14 protein-coding genes, 2 tRNA genes and 3 rRNA genes are annotated in these 22820 nt (G+C 59.0%); 11 read left to right on the forward strand and 8 right to left on the reverse strand.

Annotated features, from left to right (window positions below):
* Positions 1–217 precede the first annotated feature (217 nt).
* Positions 218–592, forward strand: a complete 375-nt coding sequence (apaG, locus tag BLW71_RS18475; protein WP_091798739.1) for a Co2+/Mg2+ efflux facilitator ApaG/CorD — start codon at positions 218–220, stop codon at positions 590–592.
* Positions 593–637: 45 nt separating this feature from the next.
* Here apaG and BLW71_RS41695 read toward each other — a convergent pair whose 3' ends face one another.
* On the reverse strand, positions 638–808 hold the full coding sequence (locus BLW71_RS41695) for a hypothetical protein (RefSeq protein ID WP_177205062.1): 171 nt from the start codon (positions 806–808) through the stop codon (positions 638–640).
* Here BLW71_RS41695 and mltA point away from each other — a divergent pair.
* Complete coding sequence (gene mltA / locus BLW71_RS18480) at positions 729–1961, forward strand: murein transglycosylase A (protein WP_177205098.1); 1233 nt, start codon at positions 729–731, stop codon at positions 1959–1961. The two genes, BLW71_RS41695 and mltA, sit on opposite strands and share 80 nt — an antisense overlap.
* Positions 1962–2053: 92 nt before the next feature.
* Here mltA and paaK read toward each other — a convergent pair whose 3' ends face one another.
* The 5 genes from paaK to paaN form a co-directional block, all read right to left on the reverse strand.
* Positions 2054–3358, reverse strand: a complete 1305-nt coding sequence (gene paaK / locus BLW71_RS18485) for a phenylacetate--CoA ligase PaaK (RefSeq protein WP_091798744.1) — start codon at positions 3356–3358, stop codon at positions 2054–2056.
* 191 nt (positions 3359–3549) lie between these two features.
* Positions 3550–4011 (reverse strand): hydroxyphenylacetyl-CoA thioesterase PaaI, encoded by a 462-nt coding sequence (gene paaI, locus BLW71_RS18490; protein ID WP_091798747.1) that lies wholly within the window; start codon positions 4009–4011, stop codon positions 3550–3552.
* 1 nt (position 4012) lies between these two features.
* Positions 4013–4804: a 2-(1,2-epoxy-1,2-dihydrophenyl)acetyl-CoA isomerase PaaG gene (gene paaG, locus BLW71_RS18495; protein ID WP_091798750.1), complete on the reverse strand. Its 792-nt coding sequence runs from the start codon at positions 4802–4804 to the stop codon at positions 4013–4015.
* Between the two features lie 49 nt (positions 4805–4853).
* Complete coding sequence (gene pcaF / locus BLW71_RS18500; RefSeq protein ID WP_091798753.1) at positions 4854–6056, reverse strand: 3-oxoadipyl-CoA thiolase; 1203 nt, start codon at positions 6054–6056, stop codon at positions 4854–4856.
* 124 nt (positions 6057–6180) lie between these two features.
* Positions 6181–7881: a phenylacetic acid degradation protein PaaN gene (gene paaN / locus BLW71_RS18505; protein ID WP_091798756.1), complete on the reverse strand. Its 1701-nt coding sequence runs from the start codon at positions 7879–7881 to the stop codon at positions 6181–6183.
* Positions 7882–8018: 137 nt separating this feature from the next.
* Here paaN and BLW71_RS18510 point away from each other — a divergent pair, with 137 nt between their 5' ends.
* The 6 genes from BLW71_RS18510 (at position 8019) to rrf (ending at position 14617) form a co-directional block, all read left to right on the forward strand.
* Positions 8019–8795 (forward strand): enoyl-CoA hydratase, encoded by a 777-nt coding sequence (locus tag BLW71_RS18510; RefSeq protein ID WP_091798759.1) that lies wholly within the window; start codon positions 8019–8021, stop codon positions 8793–8795.
* Positions 8796–9279: 484 nt separating this feature from the next.
* Positions 9280–10812 (forward strand): 16S ribosomal RNA (locus tag BLW71_RS18515).
* Positions 10813–10878: 66 nt separating this feature from the next.
* Positions 10879–10955: transfer RNA gene (locus BLW71_RS18520), tRNA-Ile, on the forward strand.
* Between the two features lie 68 nt (positions 10956–11023).
* Positions 11024–11099: transfer RNA gene (locus tag BLW71_RS18525), tRNA-Ala, on the forward strand.
* Positions 11100–11419: 320 nt separating this feature from the next.
* Positions 11420–14298, forward strand: a 23S ribosomal RNA gene (locus BLW71_RS18530).
* 206 nt (positions 14299–14504) lie between these two features.
* Positions 14505–14617, forward strand: a 5S ribosomal RNA gene (gene rrf, locus BLW71_RS18535).
* The 16S, 23S and 5S rRNA genes sit together here with 2 tRNA genes alongside, the layout of an rRNA operon.
* 193 nt (positions 14618–14810) lie before the next feature.
* Here rrf and BLW71_RS18540 read toward each other — a convergent pair.
* Positions 14811–16007, reverse strand: coding sequence for a M20 aminoacylase family protein (locus BLW71_RS18540; RefSeq protein WP_091798762.1), 1197 nt, complete (start codon positions 16005–16007; stop codon positions 14811–14813).
* Between the two features lie 180 nt (positions 16008–16187).
* Here BLW71_RS18540 and BLW71_RS18545 point away from each other — a divergent pair, with 180 nt between their 5' ends.
* Both BLW71_RS18545 and BLW71_RS18550 read left to right on the forward strand, forming a co-directional pair.
* Positions 16188–18266 (forward strand): molybdopterin-containing oxidoreductase family protein, encoded by a 2079-nt coding sequence (locus BLW71_RS18545; protein ID WP_091798765.1) that lies wholly within the window; start codon positions 16188–16190, stop codon positions 18264–18266.
* A gap of 147 nt (positions 18267–18413) precedes the next feature.
* Positions 18414–20087 (forward strand): long-chain fatty acid--CoA ligase, encoded by a 1674-nt coding sequence (locus BLW71_RS18550; protein ID WP_091798768.1) that lies wholly within the window; start codon positions 18414–18416, stop codon positions 20085–20087.
* A 215-nt stretch (positions 20088–20302) separates the two neighbouring features.
* On the opposite strand, the gene BLW71_RS18555 is transcribed toward BLW71_RS18550, so the two are convergent.
* Positions 20303–21472: a porin gene (locus BLW71_RS18555; protein ID WP_091798771.1), complete on the reverse strand. Its 1170-nt coding sequence runs from the start codon at positions 21470–21472 to the stop codon at positions 20303–20305.
* Between the two features lie 303 nt (positions 21473–21775).
* Between BLW71_RS18555 and coq7 the strand changes: the two genes are divergently transcribed.
* Complete coding sequence (gene coq7, locus BLW71_RS18560) at positions 21776–22414, forward strand: 2-polyprenyl-3-methyl-6-methoxy-1,4-benzoquinone monooxygenase (protein WP_091798774.1); 639 nt, start codon at positions 21776–21778, stop codon at positions 22412–22414.
* Positions 22415–22820: the final 406 nt, after the last annotated feature.

Consider the following 22820-nt stretch of genomic DNA (forward strand, 5'->3'; position numbering starts at 1 on the left):
TTGAGTCCGGCTCCATGTCCGGCCTCGATTCGAGCCGTTACTGTGACAAAACGCCTTAGTAGCCCTTGGCCAAAGGGATTTGTCCGGTTGCGGGCGTGTCGCGCATCAAGCAGAATGCCAACACCATTAGCGCCGCTTCGCCAATGCGCCCGCAAACCATTGGCGTTCGGGCTTTCCCGCGATTTTTCACACCCCGTTTCAGCAGACCGGAATCAGGATGAGCCAGTACGAATTCAGCGTCTCGTCGCAGGTGCAATATCTGCCCGAAGAGTCGGACCCGGAGCGCCGCCAGTACGCATTCGCGTACACGCTGACTATCCGTAACACGGGCCAGGTGCCCGCGCAGCTGATCGCGCGTCATTGGGTGATAACGGACAGCGACAAGAATGTGCAGGAAGTGAAGGGCCTCGGCGTGGTCGGCCATCAGCCGTTGCTCAAACCGGGCGAGCATTTCGAGTACACGAGTTGGGCGGTGATCGCCACGCCGGTCGGCACCATGCGCGGAGAGTACTTCTGCGTGGCCGAGGACGGCGAGCGTTTCGATGCGCCGGTGCCGGAGTTCATCCTGCGCATGCCGCGCACATTGCATTGAACCGGAGGCGCGGCCCGCGGTCTTTAGAAAGCTTAACTTGCGGCTTTACTGCGGGTTTTGCTGTTTTTGTTGCTTTTGCTGTTCACTCGCGTTGGCGCGAGTTGCTTTCTTCTTGCCGGACGACGTCCATACAACGATAAAGACGAGCAGGAAGAGCGCAAAGAGCGATTCCAGCGCGAAGATAAGCATCGGGTATTCGTCGAACAGATCAGACATGGCGGTTTCCATCAAGAACGAACATTGTATGCGTTTTGCCCGCACGGCCGCAGGGTGGCTCGGCGCGCTTTCGGTTGCGGTATTGCTGGCGTCCTGCGGTGGCAGCGGCGCGGTCCGGCCTTCCGTTTCGCCACCCACGGGTGCCGCGATCATACCCGGTCAGATTGCCGCGACGCGGCTGACGGCCGTTGCCTGGCAGCAGGTTCCGGGTTGGCAGGACGACTCGTTGATCGGCGCAACCGCTGCATTGCGGCAAAATTGCGCGAGGCTGGCGCGTCAGCCGAACTGGGCGCGCGCATGTGCCGCGGCCTCGCAACTCGACGACCTCGATGTCACCAGTGCGCGCGCTTTTTTTGAAGCCTATTTCACGCCCTTTCAGTTAGCGAATACCGACGGCACAGTCGACGGTCTGGTCACCGGTTACTACGAGCCCTTGCTGCGTGGTTCGCGCACGCGACACGGCGTGTATCAGACTGCGCTGTATCGCTGGCCATCCGGCTATCGCGCGGGCGCACCGCTGCCGGCGCGAGCGCAACTCGAACGCGCGGGGGTGCTCAACGGCAATGAAATCGTGTGGGTCGACGATCCGATCGAAGCGTTCTTCCTGCAGGTGCAGGGCTCCGGGCGCATCGTGATGGAAGACGGCAGCGTCATGCGTCTAGGCTTTGGCGGCACCAATAATCAGCCGTACAAGTCGATTGGACGCTGGCTACTGGATCGCGGCGAACTCACGCCCGCACAGGCAACCATGCAGGGCATCAAGGCGTGGGCGCGAGCGAATCCCGCCCGCGTCGATGCGCTGCTCGATACGAATCCGCGTTTTGTGTTTTTCCGTGAGATGCCGTCCGGCGAAAACGTGCCGAGCGGCGGCGCGGACGGTCCGATTGGCGCACTGGGCGTACCGCTGACGCCTGAGCGGTCGATCGCGGTCGATCCGACGGCGATTCCACTCGGTACGCCGGTGTTTTTGCAGACCACGCGTCCGTTGACAAACTTGCCGATGAATCGCCTCGTCTTCGCGCAGGACACGGGTTCCGCGATCAAGGGCGGCGTGCGCGCCGATTACTTCTGGGGCCTCGGCGACGACGCCGGCGACCTCGCGGGCAAGATGAAGCAGGGCGGCCGGATGTGGTTGTTGCTGCCGAACTCCTGACCTGAGGCGTGAGTAGCGCATGGCTCGGCGTGGATACGCCGCGTCGCGCGCTACTTCCCGTCTGCTATTTCCCGTTCGGTGGTTCCCGTTTGTTAAAGCCCCGACTGGCGCTTGTCCACCACACGCCGGGCTTTGCCCACTGAACGCTCAATCCCGTTCACACCGAGCACGTTCACCACCGCGCTCACGCCGATCAGCGCCTTGATGTCATAGGCCAACGCCTGCTTGGCCGTGTTCAGCGCGGCCGTGTCCGGTGCCGATTCCGGGCAAGGTTCGACGTTCAACGTCAACACGTCGAGCGGGCCTTCCTTGGTCAGCACGATCTGATAGTGCGGTGCGAGCGCATGCTGCTTGAGCAGCAGTTCTTCGATCTGCGTCGGGAACACATTCACGCCGCGCACGATCATCATGTCGTCCGAGCGGCCGGTGATTTTCTCCATCCGGCGCATGGTGCGGGCGCTGCCTGGCAGGAGGCGCGTCAGGTCGCGGGTCCGGTACCGAATAATCGGCAGCGCTTCTTTGGTCAGCGACGTAAACACCAGTTCGCCCAGTTCACCGTCCGGCAGCACCTCGCCGGTTTCGGGATCGATGATCTCGGGATAGAAATGGTCTTCCCAGATGGTCGGGCCGTCTTTCGTTTCCACGCACTCGGACGCGACGCCGGGTCCCATGACTTCGGACAGGCCATAGATGTCGACAGCGTCGATGCCCATGCGCGTTTCGATCGCCTGACGCATGTCGTTGGTCCACGGCTCAGCGCCGAAAATGCCGAGGCGCAGCGAACAATTGGCCGGGTCCACGCCTTGACGCTCGAGTTCGTCCGCAATCGAGAGCATGTAGCTCGGCGTCACCATGATGATGTCGGGCCGGAAGTCCTGGATCAATTGGACCTGCTTTTCAGTCTGGCCGCCGCCGAACGGTATCACGGTGAGCCCGGCGCGCTCGGCACCGTAGTGCGCGCCGAGACCGCCCGTGAACAGTCCGTAGCCGTAGCTCACGTGCACTTTGTCACCGCGCCTCGCGCCGGCGGCGCGGACCGAACGCGCGACGAGATTCGCCCACGTGTCGATGTCGCGCGCGGTGTAACCCACCACGGTCGGCTTGCCCGTGGTCCCGGACGATGCGTGAATCCGCGAAATCTGATCCTGCGGCACGGCGAACATTCCGAACGGATAGCTGTCGCGCAGATCCTTTTTGGTGGTGAAGGGAAAACGCGCCAGGTCGGCGAGACTTTTCACTTCGCTCGGGTGAACACCGGCTTCATCGAACTTGCGTCGATAAACGGGTGAGTTTTCATAGGCATGGTTCAGCGACCATTTGAGCCGTTCAAGTTGAAGCGCGGCAAGTTCGTCGCGGCTGGCGGTCTCGATCGGATCGAGCGGAAGGGCGGTGGTCATTGAATGTCTCCTTGCTGCCTCAATGCTTGGGTCTGGTGTACGTGCGCTTGTGCGCGAAAACCGGGGCGGGCTGCTGTTTAACGGCGTGGCGCCAGAGAGCGCCACTCGGCCACGAATCTGTTGCGGGCTTGTCGCAAGTCACTGCGGAGTTGCGGCGAGTTCGGCGAAAGTTTGCCGCGAGTTTGCCGATATCAGTTGCCTGCAGGAATCAGGTTCCCCTTAATCTGTGCCGATTTGCCGCGAAACATCGCGACGGTTTCCTCGGCGCGATTGGTTACGCGAATGTCGTAAATTCCGGTTCGGCCGCTCAACGTCTGTTCGACGGCTTCCGCCGTCAGCACGTCGCCGCCTTGCACGGGCCGCAAGAACTCGATCGAGCAGCCCGCTGCGACCGTGTTGATGTTGTACGTGTTGCAGGCGAACGCGAACGTGGAATCCGCGAGCGTAAAAATGAGGCCGCCGTGGCAAATCTGATGGCCGTTGAGAAAGTCGTCGCGCACGGCCATACGCAGGCGCGCGTATCCAGGGCGCACTTCGACGATTTCGAGGCCGAGGGCGCGGCTGCACGCATCGTTCTCGTACATCGCGGCCGCGGTAGCGCGGGCGAGTTCGTCCGGCGTCATCTGGCTGGGATGGTTGGCTCGATTCGACATGTCAACGTCCCTTGAAGCGCGGCGCGCGTTTTTCCACGAAGGCTTGCACACCTTCCGCGTAGTCGTGGGAAGCACCCAGTTCGCGTTGCAGATTGCGTTCCAGATCGAGTTGCTGGTCGAGTGTTTGCGTCACGCCAGCGCGCATGGCCTGCTTGATTGCGGCAATGGCGCGCGTGGGTTGCTGCGCGAGTTGGGACGCGAGTTTCGTCGCGGTGTTGGCAAGCTCCGCGTCGTCGACTGCTTGCCAGATCAAACCCCAGCTTTCGGCTTTTTCCGCGCTGAGTTTGTCGCCGGTAATGGCAAGTCCCATGGCGCGAGCCATGCCGACCCGCTGCGGCAGAAACCACGTGCCGCCCGAGTCCGGCACGAGGCCGATCTTCACGAACGCCTGAATGAAGCTGGCGGAACGCGCCGCGAGCACGAGGTCGCACGCTAGCGCGAGATTGGCGCCTGCGCCGGCCGCCGTGCCGTTTACCGCGGCGATCACCGGCAACGGCAATGCTTGCAGGCGGCGAATCAGCGGATTGAAATGTTGTTCGATCAGTTCACCCAGATCGGTCATGGCGCCGGGTGTGAAGTCGAGATCGGCCAGATCCTGGCCGGCGCAGAAGCCGCGGCCCGCGCCGGTTAGCACAAGCGCGCGGGCACCGGACGCTTCGACGTGGTCGAGCGCGGCGCTCAGTTCCTGATGCATCGCGCGAGTAAAGCTGTTGAGTTTGTCCGGCCGATTCAGCGTGATGGTGGCGACATGGCATGATGCGTCGATGTCGAGACGAATCGCTTCATATGACATTGGGTGTCTCCTCAAAGTCTCTTGGCCGATGGGCGCTGTAGCGTTGGCGTTAGAGCCGCTCGATGACCAGGGCGATGCCCTGGCCTACGCCGATGCACATCGTGCAAAGCGCAAAGCGGCCGTTGATCCGTTCCAGTTGGTACAGCGCGGTCGTGATCAGACGTGCGCCCGATGCGCCCAGCGGGTGGCCGAGTGCGATAGCGCCGCCGTTCGGATTGACGCGCGGGTCGTCGTCGCGCAGACCGAGTGTGCGCAGAACCGCCAGGCCTTGCGACGCGAACGCTTCGTTCAATTCGATCACGTCGAGTTGTTCGAGCGTCATGCCGAGTTGCTTCAGTAGCTTTTGCGTGGCCGGCGCCGGACCGATACCCATGATGCGCGGCTCGACCCCCGCCGTCGCCATGCCCACCACACGGGCGCGGCGGCGCAGGCCGTATTGATCGGCTGCCTGCTGGTTCGCGAGTAACAACGCGCAGGCGCCGTCGTTCACGCCCGACGCATTGCCGGCCGTCACGCTGCCGTCCGGACGAACCACACCCTTGAGCTTGCCGAGACTTTCGAGCGAAGTTTCGCGCGGATGTTCGTCCAGCAGCACGCGCACAGGGTCGCCTTTTTTCTGCGCGATCTCGACGCCGACGATTTCCTGGGCCAGCGTTCCATCCTGCTGCGCGCGAGCCGCCTTTTGCTGACTCGCTAACGCAAACGCGTCCTGATCCGCACGGCTCACGCTGAATTCGACAGCAACGTTTTCCGCGGTCTCAGGCATCGAATCGACGCCGTATTGACGTTTCATCAGCGGATTGATGAAGCGCCAGCCGATCGTCGTGTCGTAAATGTCAGCCTGACGTGAGAACGCGCTAGCAGCCTTGCCCATCACGAACGGCGCACGTGTCATGCTTTCGACGCCGCCGGCGATCATCAGGCATGCTTCGCCCGCCTTGATGGCGCGCGCTGCAGTGCCGACCGCGTCCATACCCGAGCCGCACAGGCGATTGATGGTGGCGCCCGGCGCCTCGGTGGGCAAGCCGGCCAGCAATGCCGACATCCGCGCGACGTTGCGATTGTCTTCGCCGGCCTGGTTGGCGCAGCCGTAGATCACGTCGTCGAGAGCGCGCCAGTCGACGCCGGGATTGCGTTCGATCAGCGCCTTGATCGGCACCGCGCCGAGGTCGTCGGCACGGACATCTTTCAGGGCGCCGCCGTAGCGGCCGATTGGGGTGCGAATCGCATCGCAGATGAAGGCGTCGTTCATGTGGATTCCTGCCAGGGCAGATCGGCGAGAGATGCCGATCCGATGTCTCATGTTAGTTGGGGCGCACGGCCCGGTCCATTCGGCCAAACGGTATAGGACGAAGCCGTGCTTTGTCTTATGCCATTCAGCCAGCTACCGCCGGCGCCGCTTTCGGTTCAACATGAACGCGGCTCTGAACTACGCGGAAGCGATTCGCAACGAAGGCTGCGTCAGCCAGCGCGGCATTGGCCGCCGGGTTCGCGCCCGTGCCGTGAAAGTCCGAAAAGGCCGCCGACTGATTGACGAACACGCCGCCTGTCAGATTGATCGACAGGGCCACGCCACCGCGGATCGATGCTTCGTGCGCCTGTTCGAGCGCCGCTTCGTCCGTGCTGTAGACAGAGAGCGTCAATGCGCCATGCTCGGCGGCGATTGCACCGGCGAGGTCGAGGGACTGCGCAGTGGAGTCTGTCGCGATCACGAAAGAGATCGGGCCGAACCATTCCTTGGTGAATTGCGCGTGGTCGGTCGCGGCATCCAGTTGGACCACGAGCGGCGTGCGCACGCGGGCGCCGGCAAAAGCGGGATGCTCGAGCGTCTGGCTCTCGACGAGAACGCGGCCAAGTTTTGCGGCTTCACCCACGCGTTGGGCTACGCCCTCGTTCTGAATCGCGCCGAGTAGCTCGACCGCGCGGGCCGGGTCGGAGACGAGCTTTTGCACTGCGCCGGCAATGGCTTGCGCGACTTCGTCAAAGCCGAGCGTGCCTTCCGCGGTGCGGATGCCGCCGCGCGGCACGTAGATGTTTTGCGGCGCGGTGCACATCTGGCCCGAGTACAGGGCGAGCGAGAAGGCGATGTTGCGGGCAACGGCTTTGATGTCGTCAACAGAGTCGATCACGATCTGGTTCACGCCGGCTTTTTCGGTGTAGACCTGCGCCTGGTGCGCATTGCGCTCGAGCCACGTGCCGTTTTGCGTACTGCCCGTGAAGTCGATCAGCTTGATTTCCGGGCGCACGGCCAGCTCCTGGACAAGCGCCCCGTCGTTCGGTTCGGTGGCCAGCAAGGTGACGACATTCGGATCGAAGCCCGCTTCGCGCAGAACGTCACGCGCAATTCGTACCGTGATAGCGAGCGGCAGAATTGCGCCCGGGTGCGGCTTGACGATGACCGTGTTGCCCGTGGCCAGATCCGCGAAGAGTCCGGGATAGCCGTTCCACGTCGGGAATGTGCAGCAGCCGAGTACGAGGCCGGTGCCACGCGGCACGACGGTGTAGCGCTTGTGCATGGCGAGCGGCGGATTCTTGCCTTGCGGCTTTTCCCAGTGGGCGTCGCCGGGAATGCGGCGCAATTGGTCCCATGCGTACGCGACGGCTTCGAGCGCACGATCCTGGGCGTGTGGACCACCGGCCTGGAAGGCCATCATGAATGCCTGACCGGTCGTGTGCATCACGCTGTAGCCAATCTCGAAGCTGGCGCGATTCACGCGCGCAAGAATTTCGAGGCACACGCCGATCCATGCTTGCGGGCCGGCGGCGCGCCAGTCGCGCTGGGCAGCGGCAGCCGCCGCGATCAGGGTGGCGGGGTCGGCCTTCGGGTAGCGCACACCGAGCGGGAATCCAAACGGCGAGACTTCGGCCCCGACAGTTTCGCCCGTCGACGGTTGGTCCAGCTGGAACGTCGCGTTGAGATGCGCTTTGAATGCGGCTTCGCCGTCTGCGTTAGCTGTTTCCCCGTACACTTTCGGACTGGGCATTTCGACGAACGGGCTCCAGTAGCCGCGCGTTTCAATCGCGGTGAGTGCCTTTTGCAGCGTGTCTTCGTGCTTGGTGAATAGCGGATGTGTCATGGCAGAGGGGCTTGGCTTATACGTTGGGGAAAGCCTGTCGAATAATTGACCGACCGGTTGGTTGGGGAATGTTAGCATTATTAAGATGGCCGCGCGAAGTGTTTTCGCGCGCGATTTTTCTACCTTAAGGAGGCGGCATGGCTTACGAGAACATTCTGGTTGAGACGCGGGGTCGGGTCGGGTTGGTCACATTGAATCGCCCGAAGGCGTTGAACGCGCTTAACGATGCGTTGATGGACGAATTGGGCGCCGCGCTGCGCGAGTTCGATGCCGACGACGCGATCGGTGCGATCGTGGTGACGGGCAGCGAAAAGGCGTTCGCAGCCGGTGCCGACATCGGCATGATGTCCACCTATACCTACATGGATGTCTACAAGGGTGACTACATCACTCGCAACTGGGAAACGGTTCGCTCCATCCGCAAGCCGATCATTGCGGCGGTGGCCGGCTTCGCGCTCGGCGGTGGCTGCGAATTGGCGATGATGTGCGACATCATTTTTGCCGCCGACACGGCAAAGTTCGGTCAGCCGGAAATCAAACTGGGCATCATGCCGGGTGCCGGGGGTACACAACGTCTGCCGCGGGCCGTCTCCAAGGCGAAGGCAATGGATCTCTGCCTGACCGCGCGTTTCATGGATGCCGCCGAAGCCGAGCGCGCTGGTTTGGTATCGCGTGTTATTCCGGCTGCTGCCCTGGTCGACGAGGCGATAGCAGCGGCTGCCACGATCGCTGAATTCCCGTTGCCAGCCGTGATGATGGTGAAGGAATCTGTCAACCGCGCCTACGAAACAACGCTTGCGGAAGGCGTGCATTTCGAGCGCCGCCTGTTCCATTCGCTCTTTGCTACTGAAGATCAGAAGGAAGGCATGGCTGCGTTCGTGGAGAAGCGCAAACCGGTTTTCAAGCATCGTTAATATGCTTGTCAAAATAACGCTTGCAAGGCGCTGGGCGGCTCGCTAGAATCTCGCTCTTTCGTGCTTCGGACAACGGAGCGCGGGAGGCGGGAGAGCCAGCAGTGGCAAGGCTTTCAGCGGAGTGGGCGGGTTGGGAAAGTTAGAAAAACCTGTTGACGACGTAGTGAAAGTTCTTCATAATCTCGTTTCTCTGCTGCTGATGCAGCGACGCAGAACGAAGCGGTGCCGGGTGTTGCGAGGTTGGCGATACGGTGCTGGTTCGGTGGTGAATGCGGACTCGATCTTTAAAAATTAACAGCCGATAAGTGTGGGCGCTTGATGCGCGATGCGAGGTGGATCTTTCGGGATCTGCCGGCAAGCAAAAGTATCAAGTCTCACACAGTAATGAAAGGAAGGTTTGACTGTCGCAAGATGGTTGGATCATTCGTCAGTACGTTGAGTGAGCGACCGGTTCCTAACGGAACCGAAAAACAGTAACAGGTTTGAACTGAAGAGTTTGATCCTGGCTCAGATTGAACGCTGGCGGCATGCCTTACACATGCAAGTCGAACGGCAGCACGGGGGCAACCCTGGTGGCGAGTGGCGAACGGGTGAGTAATACATCGGAACGTGTCCTGTAGTGGGGGATAGCCCGGCGAAAGCCGGATTAATACCGCATACGATCTGTGGATGAAAGCGGGGGATCCTTCGGGACCTCGCGCTAGAGGGGCGGCCGATGGCAGATTAGCTAGTTGGTGGGGTAAAGGCCTACCAAGGCGACGATCTGTAGCTGGTCTGAGAGGACGACCAGCCACACTGGGACTGAGACACGGCCCAGACTCCTACGGGAGGCAGCAGTGGGGAATTTTGGACAATGGGCGAAAGCCTGATCCAGCAATGCCGCGTGTGTGAAGAAGGCCTTCGGGTTGTAAAGCACTTTTGTCCGGAAAGAAAACCTCGTGGTTAATACCCGTGGGGGATGACGGTACCGGAAGAATAAGCACCGGCTAACTACGTGCCAGCAGCCGCGGTAATACGTAGGGTGCAAGCGTTAATCGGAATTACTGGGCGTAAAGCGTGCGCAGGCGGTCCGCTAAGACAGATGTGAAATCCCCGGGCTTAACCTGGGAACTGCATTTGTGACTGGCGGGCTAGAGTATGGCAGAGGGGGGTAGAATTCCACGTGTAGCAGTGAAATGCGTAGAGATGTGGAGGAATACCGATGGCGAAGGCAGCCCCCTGGGCCAATACTGACGCTCATGCACGAAAGCGTGGGGAGCAAACAGGATTAGATACCCTGGTAGTCCACGCCCTAAACGATGTCAACTAGTTGTTGGGGATTCATTTCCTTAGTAACGTAGCTAACGCGTGAAGTTGACCGCCTGGGGAGTACGGTCGCAAGATTAAAACTCAAAGGAATTGACGGGGACCCGCACAAGCGGTGGATGATGTGGATTAATTCGATGCAACGCGAAAAACCTTACCTACCCTTGACATGTATGGAACCTGGCTGAGAGGTCGGGGTGCCCGAAAGGGAGCCATAACACAGGTGCTGCATGGCTGTCGTCAGCTCGTGTCGTGAGATGTTGGGTTAAGTCCCGCAACGAGCGCAACCCTTGTCCCTAGTTGCTACGCAAGAGCACTCTAGGGAGACTGCCGGTGACAAACCGGAGGAAGGTGGGGATGACGTCAAGTCCTCATGGCCCTTATGGGTAGGGCTTCACACGTCATACAATGGTCGGAACAGAGGGTCGCCAACCCGCGAGGGGGAGCCAATCCCAGAAAACCGATCGTAGTCCGGATCGCACTCTGCAACTCGAGTGCGTGAAGCTGGAATCGCTAGTAATCGCGGATCAGCATGCCGCGGTGAATACGTTCCCGGGTCTTGTACACACCGCCCGTCACACCATGGGAGTGGGTTTTACCAGAAGTGGCTAGTCTAACCGCAAGGAGGACGGTCACCACGGTAGGATTCATGACTGGGGTGAAGTCGTAACAAGGTAGCCGTATCGGAAGGTGCGGCTGGATCACCTCCTTTCTCGAGCTAACGCGTCAATGCGTTGAGCGCTCACGCTTATCGGCTGTGAAATTTAGACAGACTCAGGGGTCTGTAGCTCAGTCGGTTAGAGCACCGTCTTGATAAGGCGGGGGTCGATGGTTCGAATCCATCCAGACCCACCAAAGTCTTGTCTGGTGTGCTGATCGATAACCTCTGGGTATCAACAGGTAGAGATTATCTGTGCATGACTGGGGGATTAGCTCAGCTGGGAGAGCACCTGCTTTGCAAGCAGGGGGTCGTCGGTTCGATCCCGTCATCCTCCACCAATCCTCAATGCGTAGCGTTCTGTGAGAAAGCAGAGCGTTGTGCATTGGCGATTGAGCCAGTCAGAGTGATACGCGGTTATAGCAACTGCGATATCGGCTGTCGTTCTTTAACAATCAGGAAGAAGTAGTAAAGAGATTCACGAAAGATCACTTAGAGATGGGTGATTGAGTAGGTGAATCAGGGTTGTGATTGTATCAATGTATGAAAAGGTGATCGAAAGATTGCCTTGGAATACGGCGCAACACGAATACTCAACCTGTAGCGATTGTGGCGAGCGTGTGATTCCCAGTGGATCACACATGAGACACACCCGTTATAGGGTCAAGCGAACAAGTGCATGTGGTGGATGCCTTGGCGATCACAGGCGATGAAGGACGCGGTAGCCTGCGAAAAGCGGTGGGGAGCTGGCAAACGAGCTTTGATCCACCGATATCCGAATGGGGAAACCCGGCCCGTATGGGTCATCCGTAGCTGAATACATAGGCTACGTGAAGCGAACGCGGTGAACTGAAACATCTAAGTAACCGCAGGAAAAGAAATCAACCGAGATTCCCAGAGTAGTGGCGAGCGAAATGGGACCAGCCTGTACTCTTTATCTTCATTGTTAGTCGAAGGCTCTGGAAAGTGCCGCCATAGCAGGTGATAGCCCTGTAGACGAAAACAGCGAGGAAGAACTGGGTGTACGACAAGTAGGGCGGGACACGTGAAATCCTGTCTGAAGATGGGGGGACCATCCTCCAAGGCTAAATACTCGTGATCGACCGATAGTGAACCAGTACCGTGAGGGAAAGGCGAAAAGAACCCCGGGAGGGGAGTGAAATAGATCCTGAAACCGCATGCATACAAACAGTCGGAGCCTCGCAAGGGGTGACGGCGTACCTTTTGTATAATGGGTCAGCGACTTACATTCAGTGGCAAGCTTAACCGATTAGGGCAGGCGTAGCGAAAGCGAGTCCGAACAGGGCGTTCAGTCGCTGGGTGTAGACCCGAAACCAGGTGATCTATCCATGGCCAGGATGAAGGTGCGGTAACACGTACTGGAGGTCCGAACCCACTAACGTTGAAAAGTTAGGGGATGAGCTGTGGATAGGGGTGAAAGGCTAAACAAACCTGGAAATAGCTGGTTCTCTCCGAAAACTATTTAGGTAGTGCCTCGTGTATCACCTTCGGGGGTAGAGCACTGTCATGGTTGTGGGGTCCATTGCGGATTACTACGCCATAGCAAACTCCGAATACCGAAGAGTGCAATCACGGGAGACAGACATCGGGTGCTAACGTCCGGTGTCAAGAGGGAAACAACCCAGACCGCCAGCTAAGGTCCCCAAATATTGCTAAGTGGGAAACGAAGTGGGAAGGCTAAAACAGTCAGGAGGTTGGCTTAGAAGCAGCCATCCTTTAAAGAAAGCGTAATAGCTCACTGATCGAGTCGTCCTGCGCGGAAGATGTAACGGGGCTAAGCAATATACCGAAGCTGCGGATGCATATTTATATGCATGGTAGGAGAGCGTTCCGTAAGCCTGCGAAGGTGCATTGAAAAGTGCGCTGGAGGTATCGGAAGTGCGAATGCTGACATGAGTAGCGATAAAGGGGGTGAAAGGCCCCCTCGCCGTAAGCCCAAGGTTTCCTACGCAACGTTCATCGGCGTAGGGTGAGTCGGCCCCTAAGGCGAGGCAGAAATGCGTAGCTGATGGGAAGCAGGTTAATATTCCTGCACCATTGTTAAATGCGATGGGGGGACGGATCGCGGAAGGTTGTCCGGGTGTTGGAAGTCCCGGTCCTTGCATTGGAGAAGGCGCTTAGGCAAATCCGGGCGCGTAATTCAAGGGTGTGAGGCCATTCACTTCGGTGAAGAAGCAACTGGAAGTGGTTCCAAGAAAAGCCTCTAAGCTTCAGTTTAACAAGACCGTACCGCAAACCGACACAGGTGGGCGAGATGAGTATTCTAAGGCGCTTGAGAGAACTCGGGAGAAGGAACTCGGCAAATTGGTACCGTAACTTCGGGATAAGGTACGCCCCTGTAGCTTGACTGGCCTGCGCCAGAAGGGTGAAGGGGTTGCAATAAACTGGTGGCTGCGACTGTTTAATAAAAACACAGCACTCTGCAAACACGAAAGTGGACGTATAGGGTGTGACGCCTGCCCGGTGCCGGAAGATTAAATGATGGGGTGCAAGCTCTTGATTGAAGTCCCGGTAAACGGCGGCCGTAACTATAACGGTCCTAAGGTAGCGAAATTCCTTGTCGGGTAAGTTCCGACCTGCACGAATGGCGTAACGATGGCCACACTGTCTCCTCCCGAGACTCAGCGAAGTTGAAGTGTTTGTGATGATGCAATCTCCCCGCGGCTAGACGGAAAGACCCCATGAACCTTTACTGTAGCTTTGCATTGGACTTTGAACCGGTCTGTGTAGGATAGGTGGGAGGCTTTGAAGCGTGGACGCCAGTCTGCGTGGAGCCGACCTTGAAATACCACCCTGGTTTGTTTGAGGTTCTAACCTTGGTCCGTTATCCGGACTGGGGACAGTGCATGGTAGGCAGTTTGACTGGGGCGGTCTCCTCCCAAAGTGTAACGGAGGAGTACGAAGGTACGCTAGGTACGGTCGGAAATCGTGCTGATAGTGCAATGGCATAAGCGTGCTTAACTGCGAGACCGACAAGTCGAGCAGGTGCGAAAGCAGGTCATAGTGATCCGGTGGTTCTGTATGGAAGGGCCATCGCTCAACGGATAAAAGGTACTCTGGGGATAACAGGCTGATACCGCCCAAGAGTTCATATCGACGGCGGTGTTTGGCACCTCGATGTCGGCTCATCTCATCCTGGGGCTGTAGCCGGTCCCAAGGGTATGGCTGTTCGCCATTTAAAGAGGTACGTGAGCTGGGTTTAAAACGTCGTGAGACAGTTTGGTCCCTATCTGCCGTGGGCGCTGGATATTTGAAGGGGGCTGCTCCTAGTACGAGAGGACCGGAGTGGACGAACCTCTGGTGTACCGGTTGTCACGCCAGTGGCATCGCCGGGTAGCTATGTTCGGAAGAGATAACCGCTGAAAGCATCTAAGCGGGAAACTCGCCTTAAGATGAGATATCCCCGGGGCTTCGAGCCCCTTGAAGGGTCGTTCAAGACCAGGACGTTGATAGGTCAGGTGTGGAAGCGCAGTAATGCGTTAAGCTAACTGATACTAATTGCCCGTAAGGCTTGATCCTATAACAGGTGTGTCTTGCGATGATCGTTAGTGCTTCAGCACTTACGAGCATCCCACCCCCGAAGGGGGCAGGGACGCCACACACGGTTGAGATCAGTGTTGTGCCAGAAACAACACAACCCCAAGCTTGCCTGGTGAGCATCACCAGAAACTACTTCTTCCAGATTGGTTGGGCTGTCCCCAAAGACAGCGCAGCAACAAGTCATGCCTGATGACCATAGCGAGTCGGTCCCACCCCTTCCCATCCCGAACAGGACCGTGAAACGACTCCACGCCGATGATAGTGCGGATTCCCGTGTGAAAGTAGGTAATCGTCAGGCTCCCCAGCAGCATCAGAAACCCCACCCCGAAAAGGTGGGGTTTCTGCGTTTACGGCCGCCGCCCAGAGTTACCCCTACAACCTCGCGCTTAGACGCCGAAGCGTCTAAGCGGGTTCAAGTGTCGCATTCGTATCCCCAATGCAACGACATAACAGGCGGCGAATTAATCGCCACCTTAAACCCCGAGAGATTTCTATTTCTCTTGCGCCAAGAACCGCTGGGCAAGTCGCACCCAGTATGTCGAACCGATCGGCAATAACTCGTCGTTGAAGTCATAGCTCGCGTTATGCAGCATGCACGGACCCGCGCCGTGGCCCGAATCCCGGTGGCCACCGTCGCCATTGCCCAAAAATGCGTAGCAGCCCGGCTTGGCGAGCAACATGAAGGAAAAATCTTCCGCGCCCATCGTCGGTTCGACCGCATCGTCGACGTTTTCCGCGCCGACAATTTCCTTCATGACCGTCGCCGCAAAGCGAGCCTCTTCGCGACTGTTGACCGTGGGCGGATAGTTTCGGTGGAATTGAATGTCGACGGAGCAGTCGTAGGCTTCGGCCGTGCTCTCTGCGATCTTGCGCATGCGCGCCTCGATAAGATCGAGAGTTTCTGTTGTAAAAGTCCTCACCGTGCCTGCGATCCACGCATTGTTCGGGACGACATTGACGGCGTCGCCTGCGTGAATCTGTGTGATTGACAGCACTCCGGTGTCGAGCGGCTTCTTATTCCGCGTGATGATGCTCTGCAGTCCATTCGCGATCTGTACCGCTGTGAAAACAGGATCGCGACCGTTGTGCGGCATAGCCGCGTGCGAGCCTACGCCTGTGATTTCAATACGAAATTCGTTACTCGAAGCCATGATCGGGCCCTCGGTTACACCGAACTGACCCGCCCTCATGCCCGGCCAGTTATGGATCCCGAACACCGCGTCGACCGGAAACTTTACGAACAGGCCGTCGTCGATCATGGCCTGCGCGCCTGCGCCGCCCTCCTCGGCGGGCTGAAAGATGAACACGATCGTGCCATCAAATTCGCCATGTTTGACCAGGTGCCGCGCAGCACCGAGCAGCATCGCGGTATGCCCATCATGACCGCAGGCGTGCATTTTTCCATCGTTTTTCGACCGATGGTCGAAGCTGTTCAGTTCCTGAATCGGCAGCGCATCCATATCGGCGCGCAAACCAATGGAGCGTGAGCCGTTGCCGCGTTTCAGTACACCGACCACGCCGGTTTTGCCCAATCCTCTATGCGTTTCGATACCCCACGATTCGAGCGTTCGCGCGACCAGATCTGCCGTTGCGGTCTCCTCGTAACGCAGTTCCGGATGGGCGTGGATCGTTCGTCGGAGAGTCTGGATTTCGCCGTGAGCGGCCTGGATTTCTGGGATAAGTTTCATGATGGAGTGATGATGCGTGTGTGCTTTGGCTTGCGTGGAATCGCTCGGGGCCACATTGGTCCGGGCACGGTAATAATCGATTCTACGCCGAAGGCCTTTTTGGCGGCACGGTGCAAGTCGACAGGCAATTGACATAATAGAATCCCGCATTGCTCTACTGCTCCCTCGAACGGACCGCCGATGAATGCTCCGACTGAACACGCTCGCGTCGTCTGCCCGCACGACTGCCCCGACACCTGTGCGATGCGCGTGACGGTCGAGGCCGGTCGCGCGATCAAGGTCTTCGCGGATCCCGAGCACCCTCCTACGCAAGGTGCGCTATGCACGAAGGTCAGCCGCTATGCGGAGCGCGTGCATCATCCGCAGAGATTGACGGCACCCATGAAGCGCGTCGGCCGGAAGGGCGAAGGCCACTTTGAGCCGATCAGCTGGGACGAGGCGTTCCAGCTCGCTGCTCGCCGCCTCTCGGAGATTGCGGGCCGCGCGCCCGAAGCGATCCTCCCGTACAGCTACGCCGGCACGATGGGGCTGGTTCAAGGGGACAGCATTGCGCAGCGGTTCTTCCACAAGCTCGGCGCATCGCAACTGGATCGCACGATTTGCGCGGCCGCCGGCGCGGCCGGGCTGAAGTACACCTATGGCGCGAGCCTTGGCATGCTCACCGAGTTTTTTGACGAGAGCGAAGTCATCCTGATCTGGGGTTCGAATCCCATCGCGTCGAACCTACATTTCTGGACACGCGCCCAGCAGGCCAAGCGTCGCGGTGCACGGCTGATCGCGATCGATCCGTACCGCTCCCTGACGGCTGAAAAATGCCATCAGCACATCGCCCTGAAACCCGGCACCGACGGCGCATTGGCGCTCGGCATGATCAATGTGTTGATCACGGAAAATCTGCTCGATCACGAATACATCGCGGCCTATACGTTAGGCTTCGACCAACTTAAGCCCCGTGCGCTCAGCTACTCGCCGTCGCGTGTTGCCGACATCTGCGGTATTGATGCGAGCGTGATCGTCGATCTTGCGCGACTGTACGGCAGCACGAAAAAAGCTGCGATTCGCATGAACTACGGCCTGCAACGGGTACGTGGCGGCGGTAACGCCGTGCGCGCGATCGCGTGCCTGCCGTCGCTCACGGGTGCGTGGCGCGAGCGAGCGGGTGGTGCGTTGCTGTCGTCGGGTGGGTGGGCGCCGGTTGACTCACATGCGTTGCAGCGGCCGGATCTGATGCCGGGTTGGCCGACCAGGACGAGCCGCGTCATCAATATGAACGCAATCGGCGACGCGTTGCTGCACAAGGGCGACGCGGCATTCGGCCCGAAAATCGAATCTATCGTCGTCTACAATTCGAACCCCGTGGCGGTCGCGCCGGATTCCGAGCGGGTCGCCGCAGGTTTCGCGCGCGAAGATCTGTTCACAATCGTCCTCGAACATTTCCAGACCGACACTGCCGACTACGCCGATCTGCTGCTCCCCGCGACGACCCAACTCGAGCACCTCGACGTCCACAAGTCCTACGGCCATACACACGTAATGGTCAACCTGCCGGCGATCGCCCCGGTCGGCCAAGCGGTTCCGAACACAGAGATTTTCCGCGGCATCGCGCGTCATATGGGGCTCGAGGAGCCGGCGCTATTCGAGAGCGACGAGACCGTTGCACAGGCGGCGTTCAGCTGGCAAGACAGAACGCTCGAAGGCGTCGACTGGGAGAGCCTGAAGAAAACTGGCTGGGCCAGGCTGAACCTGCCCGATGCGCCGTTCGCCGAGGGTGGCTTCCGAACACCGTCCGGCAAATGCGAGTTCTACAGCGAACGCCTCGCACAACAGGGACTCGACCCGCTGCCCGACTATCTGCCGCCGCACGAGTCCGCCGACGGCGCACCTGAACTTGCCGCCCGATATCCGCTGGCCATGATCTCGCCACCGGCCCGCAACTTCCTGAACAGCACGTTCGTGAACGTCGAAAGCCTGCGTTCCACCGAAGGCGAACCGCATCTCGACATGCATCCGGCCGACGCGCAATCGCGAGAGATCGTCAATGGCGATCAAGTGCGTATTTTTAACGATCGCGGCTCGATGCAGGCGCGCGTCCGCGTTACCGATAAGGCACGCGAGGGGCTCGTGGTCGGCCTGTCGATCTGGTGGAAGAAGCTTGCGCCGGACGGCCGCAATGCCAATCAGGTCACCAGCCAGGCGCTCACCGATCTGGGCGGATCGGCAACTTTCTACGACTGCCTGGTCGAAGTCGAGCGCGTCTGAATCACGCTCAATCATCCCGCGATGCTCGCGTTTTGGAGGTTCGAGGTTGCAGTCTAACCCGGCCGCTTTTCGCGATTAACACCCAGGTGCCCATGCTACGATGCGTTTTTAGCACGACCATTCGAAAATAAAAGGAGGAGACGCTGCATGGACAAAATCTGGCTGAAATCTTATCCACCCGGCGTTCCCGCAGAGATTGACCCGACCCGCTATTCGTCGCTCGGAGAACTGCTGGAAGAAGCCTTCCGCGAACACCGCGCGAAACCGGCGTTCGTCTGCATGGACAAGACGATCAGCTATGGCGAACTCGACGCGCTTTCGCGCAAGCTGGCAGCCTGGTTCCAGTCGAAGGGCCTTGCCCGCGGTACGCGCATCGCGATCATGATGCCGAACGTGCTGCAATATCCGGTGGCGATTGCCGCTATCCTGCGCGCGGGCTACGTGGTCGTGAACGTGAACCCGCTTTATACCCCACGCGAATTGGAGCATCAGCTCAAGGACAGCGGCGCGGAAGCGATCATTCTGCTCGAGAACTTTGCAGTCACGCTGCAGGCGATCGTACGCAACACCGCGGTCAAGCATGTCGTCGTGGCCGCGATGGGCGATCTGATGGGGATCAAGGGCACGCTTGTGAACTTCGTCGTGCGCAAGGTGAAGAAGATGGTGCCGGCATGGAGTCTGCCAGGTCACGTCAAATTCAATACTGCGATCGCGGAGGGCGGACGCCAGAAATTCAATCCGGTGCAGCAAGGCCCGAACGATGTCGCGTTTCTCCAATATACGGGTGGCACGACAGGCGTGGCCAAGGGTGCGACGCTACTGCATCGGAATCTGATCGCCAATGTGCTGCAGTCGGAGATCTGGCTCGATCCGGTTCGCGCGAATCGCACGGACATCGATCAGTTCATCACCGTCGTTGCATTGCCGCTGTATCACGTATTTGCGCTGACGGTTTGCGGGTTGCTGACCATCCGTACCGGCGGCCTCGGCGTGCTGATTCCGAATCCGCGCGACATTCCGGGCATGATCAAGGCGCTCGAAGGGTATGCGATCACGACAATTCCCGCCGTCAACACGCTGTATAACGCGATGTTGAATAGCCCGGATTTCCATAAGCTCGATTTTTCGAAGCTGATCGCCGCGAACGGTGGCGGAATGGCGGTGCAGGAGGCCGTTGCCAAGCGCTGGTACGAGCATACGCACACGCCGATCATCGAAGGATACGGGTTGTCGGAAACGTCGCCGTGCGTGACCTGCAATCCGGTGACCGTCACGGAATACAGCGGGACAATTGGCTTGCCGCTGCCGTCGACGGAAATCTCGATTCGTGACGACGAAGGCAACGAAGTGCCGCTCGGCCAGCCGGGCGAAATCTGCATCCGCGGTCCGCAGGTCATGGCGGGTTACTGGAACCGGCCCGACGAAACGGCGAAAGTGATGACGTCGGATGGCTTCTTCAAATCGGGCGATGTCGGCCTGATGAACGAACGTGGCTTCGTCAAGATCGTCGACCGTAAGAAGGACATGATTCTCGTGTCGGGTTTCAACGTCTATCCGAACGAAATCGAAGACGTCGTGGCCAAACTGCCGGGTGTGTTCGAAGTCGCCGCGGTCGGTGTACCGGATCAGCATTCCGGCGAAGCGGTGAAGCTGTTTGTCGTGAAGAAGGACCAGGCGCTCACCGACGCCGACATCTTCGCGTACTGCAAGCAGCAGTTGACTGGCTACAAGCGGCCTAAGATCGTCGAATTCCGTACTGAATTGCCGAAGAGCAATGTCGGCAAGATTCTGCGCCGCGAGTTGCGCGACGGGCGAGCATAAGCCAGCAGAATCGAGCGCTAATCACGTACGAAGCAGGCACGAAGTGGTGCATTAGCAAAAAAGAGCAAAAGCCCGGCAGAGGAAAGTTTGCCGGGCTTTTTTCCGTTTATGCCACCGCCGTCACCATTTAAAGTCGGCCAATCGGCGATGCGCCGCAAGCCATAAAAAAAGGCGCCCGAAGGCGCCTTTGAGGCAAACTGCTTTATTACGACTTATTAGAACTTGTGGCGGATACCGACGCGAGCTGCGAGTTGGTTCTGGTTCGACGAACCCGACAGGCCGTTGATGCCTGCCGTTGCGTCGACCGTAGCGCCTGCTGCGTTGACCGTGTCGCCCAGAGCGTGTTGGTACACACCGATCACGTACACGTCCGTGCGCTTGGACAGGAAGTAGTCCACGCCGATCGCGCCTTGGTGGTACTGAGCACGCGAGTTGCCGTTGATTTCCGCGCCGCGGGTGTAGTCATACGCTGCGCCGACCAACAATGCCGGGGTCAACTGATACTTGAAGTTCAGTTCCGCGTTGTTGAACGTAGCCGACTGGCCCTTGAACGGCGATGCGAACGAAGCGCCCAGGTTGCCGAAGCGGATGTTCGAGTACGTCACGCCGACCGTTGCTGCGCCGAACGTGTATGCGCCGCCTGCACCGATGACCTGGTACGTGTTAGCCGATGCGAAGCCAGCGTAGACCGGCGAGCTCACAGCAGCGGCCGGTGCTGCAGCCGTACCGCCGTTGTTGAACAGGCCACCCGAAGCTGCCGGGCTGCGTGCGTTCAAATAACCAACGCCGAGAACGAGGGGACCGTTGTTGTAGCCAGCGCCCAACGACCAGATCTGGTTCGACGTGACGTTGCCAGCAACGCCGCCGAAGCTGTACGTGCCGCCGAACTTCAGGCCACCGTAGTCAACGCTCGTGTACTTGACCGTGTTGTTCGTGCGGTATGCGTTGTTGAAGTTGTCGATGTCGCCCGGGTGAGCAGCGATGTAGCCGCCCCACTGGTCGCCGGCTTCCAGCGGACCAACGTAGTCGACGACGGAGTCGTACTGACGACCCAGCGTGACCGTACCGAATTGGCTCGACAGGCCGACGTAAGCTTGACGACCGAACATCAGGCCGCCTTGACCCAGCTTGCCGTTGTTCACGTCAAAGCCGTTTTCCAACACGAAGATTGCCTTCAGACCGCCGCCCAGATCTTCCGTGCCACGCAGGCCGAAACGCGAGCCTTGCATAACGCCGCTGGACAGGTTGTACAGGTGCTTGCCACCCGAGTTGGTGTTGATGTTGAAGCCTTCGTCAATGATACCGTACAGGGTCACGCTGCTCTGAGCATGTGCGACGCCTGCGAATGCGCCCAGTGCTGCGAGAGCGAGAAGCGACTTTTTCATCGAATGATCTCCAAGGATTACGAATCTTTTGTACAAGGCAGAATATTTATCTAGCGTTGAGGCCTTGCTTGTCCAACTTCGCGAGAAGTTGCACGTAATGTAACAAAAGGCCTACATGGGACAAAGAAAAAGGAGCGGGACAGGAAGCCTCCTGTTTCGTTTACGCAACATGGTCTAAAATCAGAAATTGGCTGCCGGATTCACCCGGTTTGAAGCTTTTCGCGAAGCCTGTTTTGCGCCGTAAAGCCTTATGGCGCGGACCAGTTGGATCGATGAGGCGGCTGTTGAACGAGGGAGCGCGGAATGTTTCTGGATGAGTTGATTAGCGAGTTTGATCGGGGTTTACGCTCAATGACCGGTGTGTCGCGAATGAGTCGCCCGCTGCCGGTTCCGCACGAATCCGCGGTGACGGATGCGGCGCCCGAACTCTCGCCGGCCGAGCGTGCACACTCGGCTGGGTTGATGCGCGTGAACCACGTCGGCGAGGTATGCGCCCAGGCGCTCTATCAGGCACAGAAACTTGCGACCAAGTCTCCTTCGTTGCGTGTCGTGTTCAATCGCGCTGCGATCGAGGAGGAGGATCATCTCGCTTGGACTTCCAGGCGGCTCGAAGCCCTCGATTCGCGTCCCAGTCTGCTGAACCCGCTGTGGTATGCCGGCGCGCTGGCAATCGGCCTCGCGGCAGGGCGCATGGGCGACCGTGTCAGCCTCGGCTTCATGGCCGAAACCGAGCGTCAGGTGGAGCAGCATCTCGATAGCCATCTGGAACAACTGCCGGCAGCCGACCGGGAGTCACGCGCGATCGTCGAGCAGATGCGCGTGGACGAGGTGGAGCATGGCAAGGCCGCCATGGACGCCGGCGGGGTCGAGTTGCCATTCCCCGCGCGCGCGCTCATGCGCGCCGTGTCGAAAGTCATGACTCGCACTGCCTATTACATATAAGTTCGCGTCCTCTATTTACGTACCTCCCGAAAGTGGACCGGCGCATCGCGCGCCGTCCATCTGAAGTACTCGGCAACGCCATCCCACACTGCCCGATCCCGCTTGACGATCTCTTTCATTCCGCGCCTTTCCCTCGCACTTTTCACGTATCACCTTCACAAGTTGCACTAGCTCATTCATTTATAACGGTTTTCCGTTTTTATGTCCGACGTGAAGGAGTCGCGCTAAGTCCTTGTTCTAACAAACAAAATTCGTCGGAAAACCGTGTATCTCCCTTGACCCCTGTTTAGCGTTCCTCTAAAGTGGGAGACAGTGTGAGAAAGTGTATTTTTGTGTGATCTCACAGGCGGTTTCGGGTAGATTTTCACGAATCGGGCAGCGGGCGCAAACGCGCCACAGGGGAGAG

The organism is Burkholderia sp. WP9 (genome assembly GCF_900104795.1).
GTDB lineage: Bacteria > Pseudomonadota > Gammaproteobacteria > Burkholderiales > Burkholderiaceae > Paraburkholderia.

Coding starts and splice junctions, on each gene's coding strand:
- pcaF (WP_091798753.1), bottom strand. CDS start 6,056: ATGAACGACGCCTTCATCTGCGATGCGATTCGCACCCCAATCGGCCGC.
- paaN (WP_091798756.1), bottom strand. CDS start 7,881: ATGACACATCCGCTATTCACCAAGCACGAAGACACGCTGCAAAAGGCA.
- coq7 (WP_091798774.1), top strand. CDS start 21,776: ATGTTTCTGGATGAGTTGATTAGCGAGTTTGATCGGGGTTTACGCTCA.
- BLW71_RS18540 (WP_091798762.1), bottom strand. CDS start 16,007: ATGAAACTTATCCCAGAAATCCAGGCCGCTCACGGCGAAATCCAGACT.
- BLW71_RS18550 (WP_091798768.1), top strand. CDS start 18,414: ATGGACAAAATCTGGCTGAAATCTTATCCACCCGGCGTTCCCGCAGAG.
- paaK (WP_091798744.1), bottom strand. CDS start 3,358: ATGACCACCGCCCTTCCGCTCGATCCGATCGAGACCGCCAGCCGCGAC.
- BLW71_RS18555 (WP_091798771.1), bottom strand. CDS start 21,472: ATGAAAAAGTCGCTTCTCGCTCTCGCAGCACTGGGCGCATTCGCAGGC.
- apaG (WP_091798739.1), top strand. CDS start 218: ATGAGCCAGTACGAATTCAGCGTCTCGTCGCAGGTGCAATATCTGCCC.
- BLW71_RS18510 (WP_091798759.1), top strand. CDS start 8,019: ATGGCTTACGAGAACATTCTGGTTGAGACGCGGGGTCGGGTCGGGTTG.
- BLW71_RS41695 (WP_177205062.1), bottom strand. CDS start 808: ATGTCTGATCTGTTCGACGAATACCCGATGCTTATCTTCGCGCTGGAA.
- paaG (WP_091798750.1), bottom strand. CDS start 4,804: ATGTCATATGAAGCGATTCGTCTCGACATCGACGCATCATGCCATGTC.
- paaI (WP_091798747.1), bottom strand. CDS start 4,011: ATGTCGAATCGAGCCAACCATCCCAGCCAGATGACGCCGGACGAACTC.
- BLW71_RS18545 (WP_091798765.1), top strand. CDS start 16,188: ATGAATGCTCCGACTGAACACGCTCGCGTCGTCTGCCCGCACGACTGC.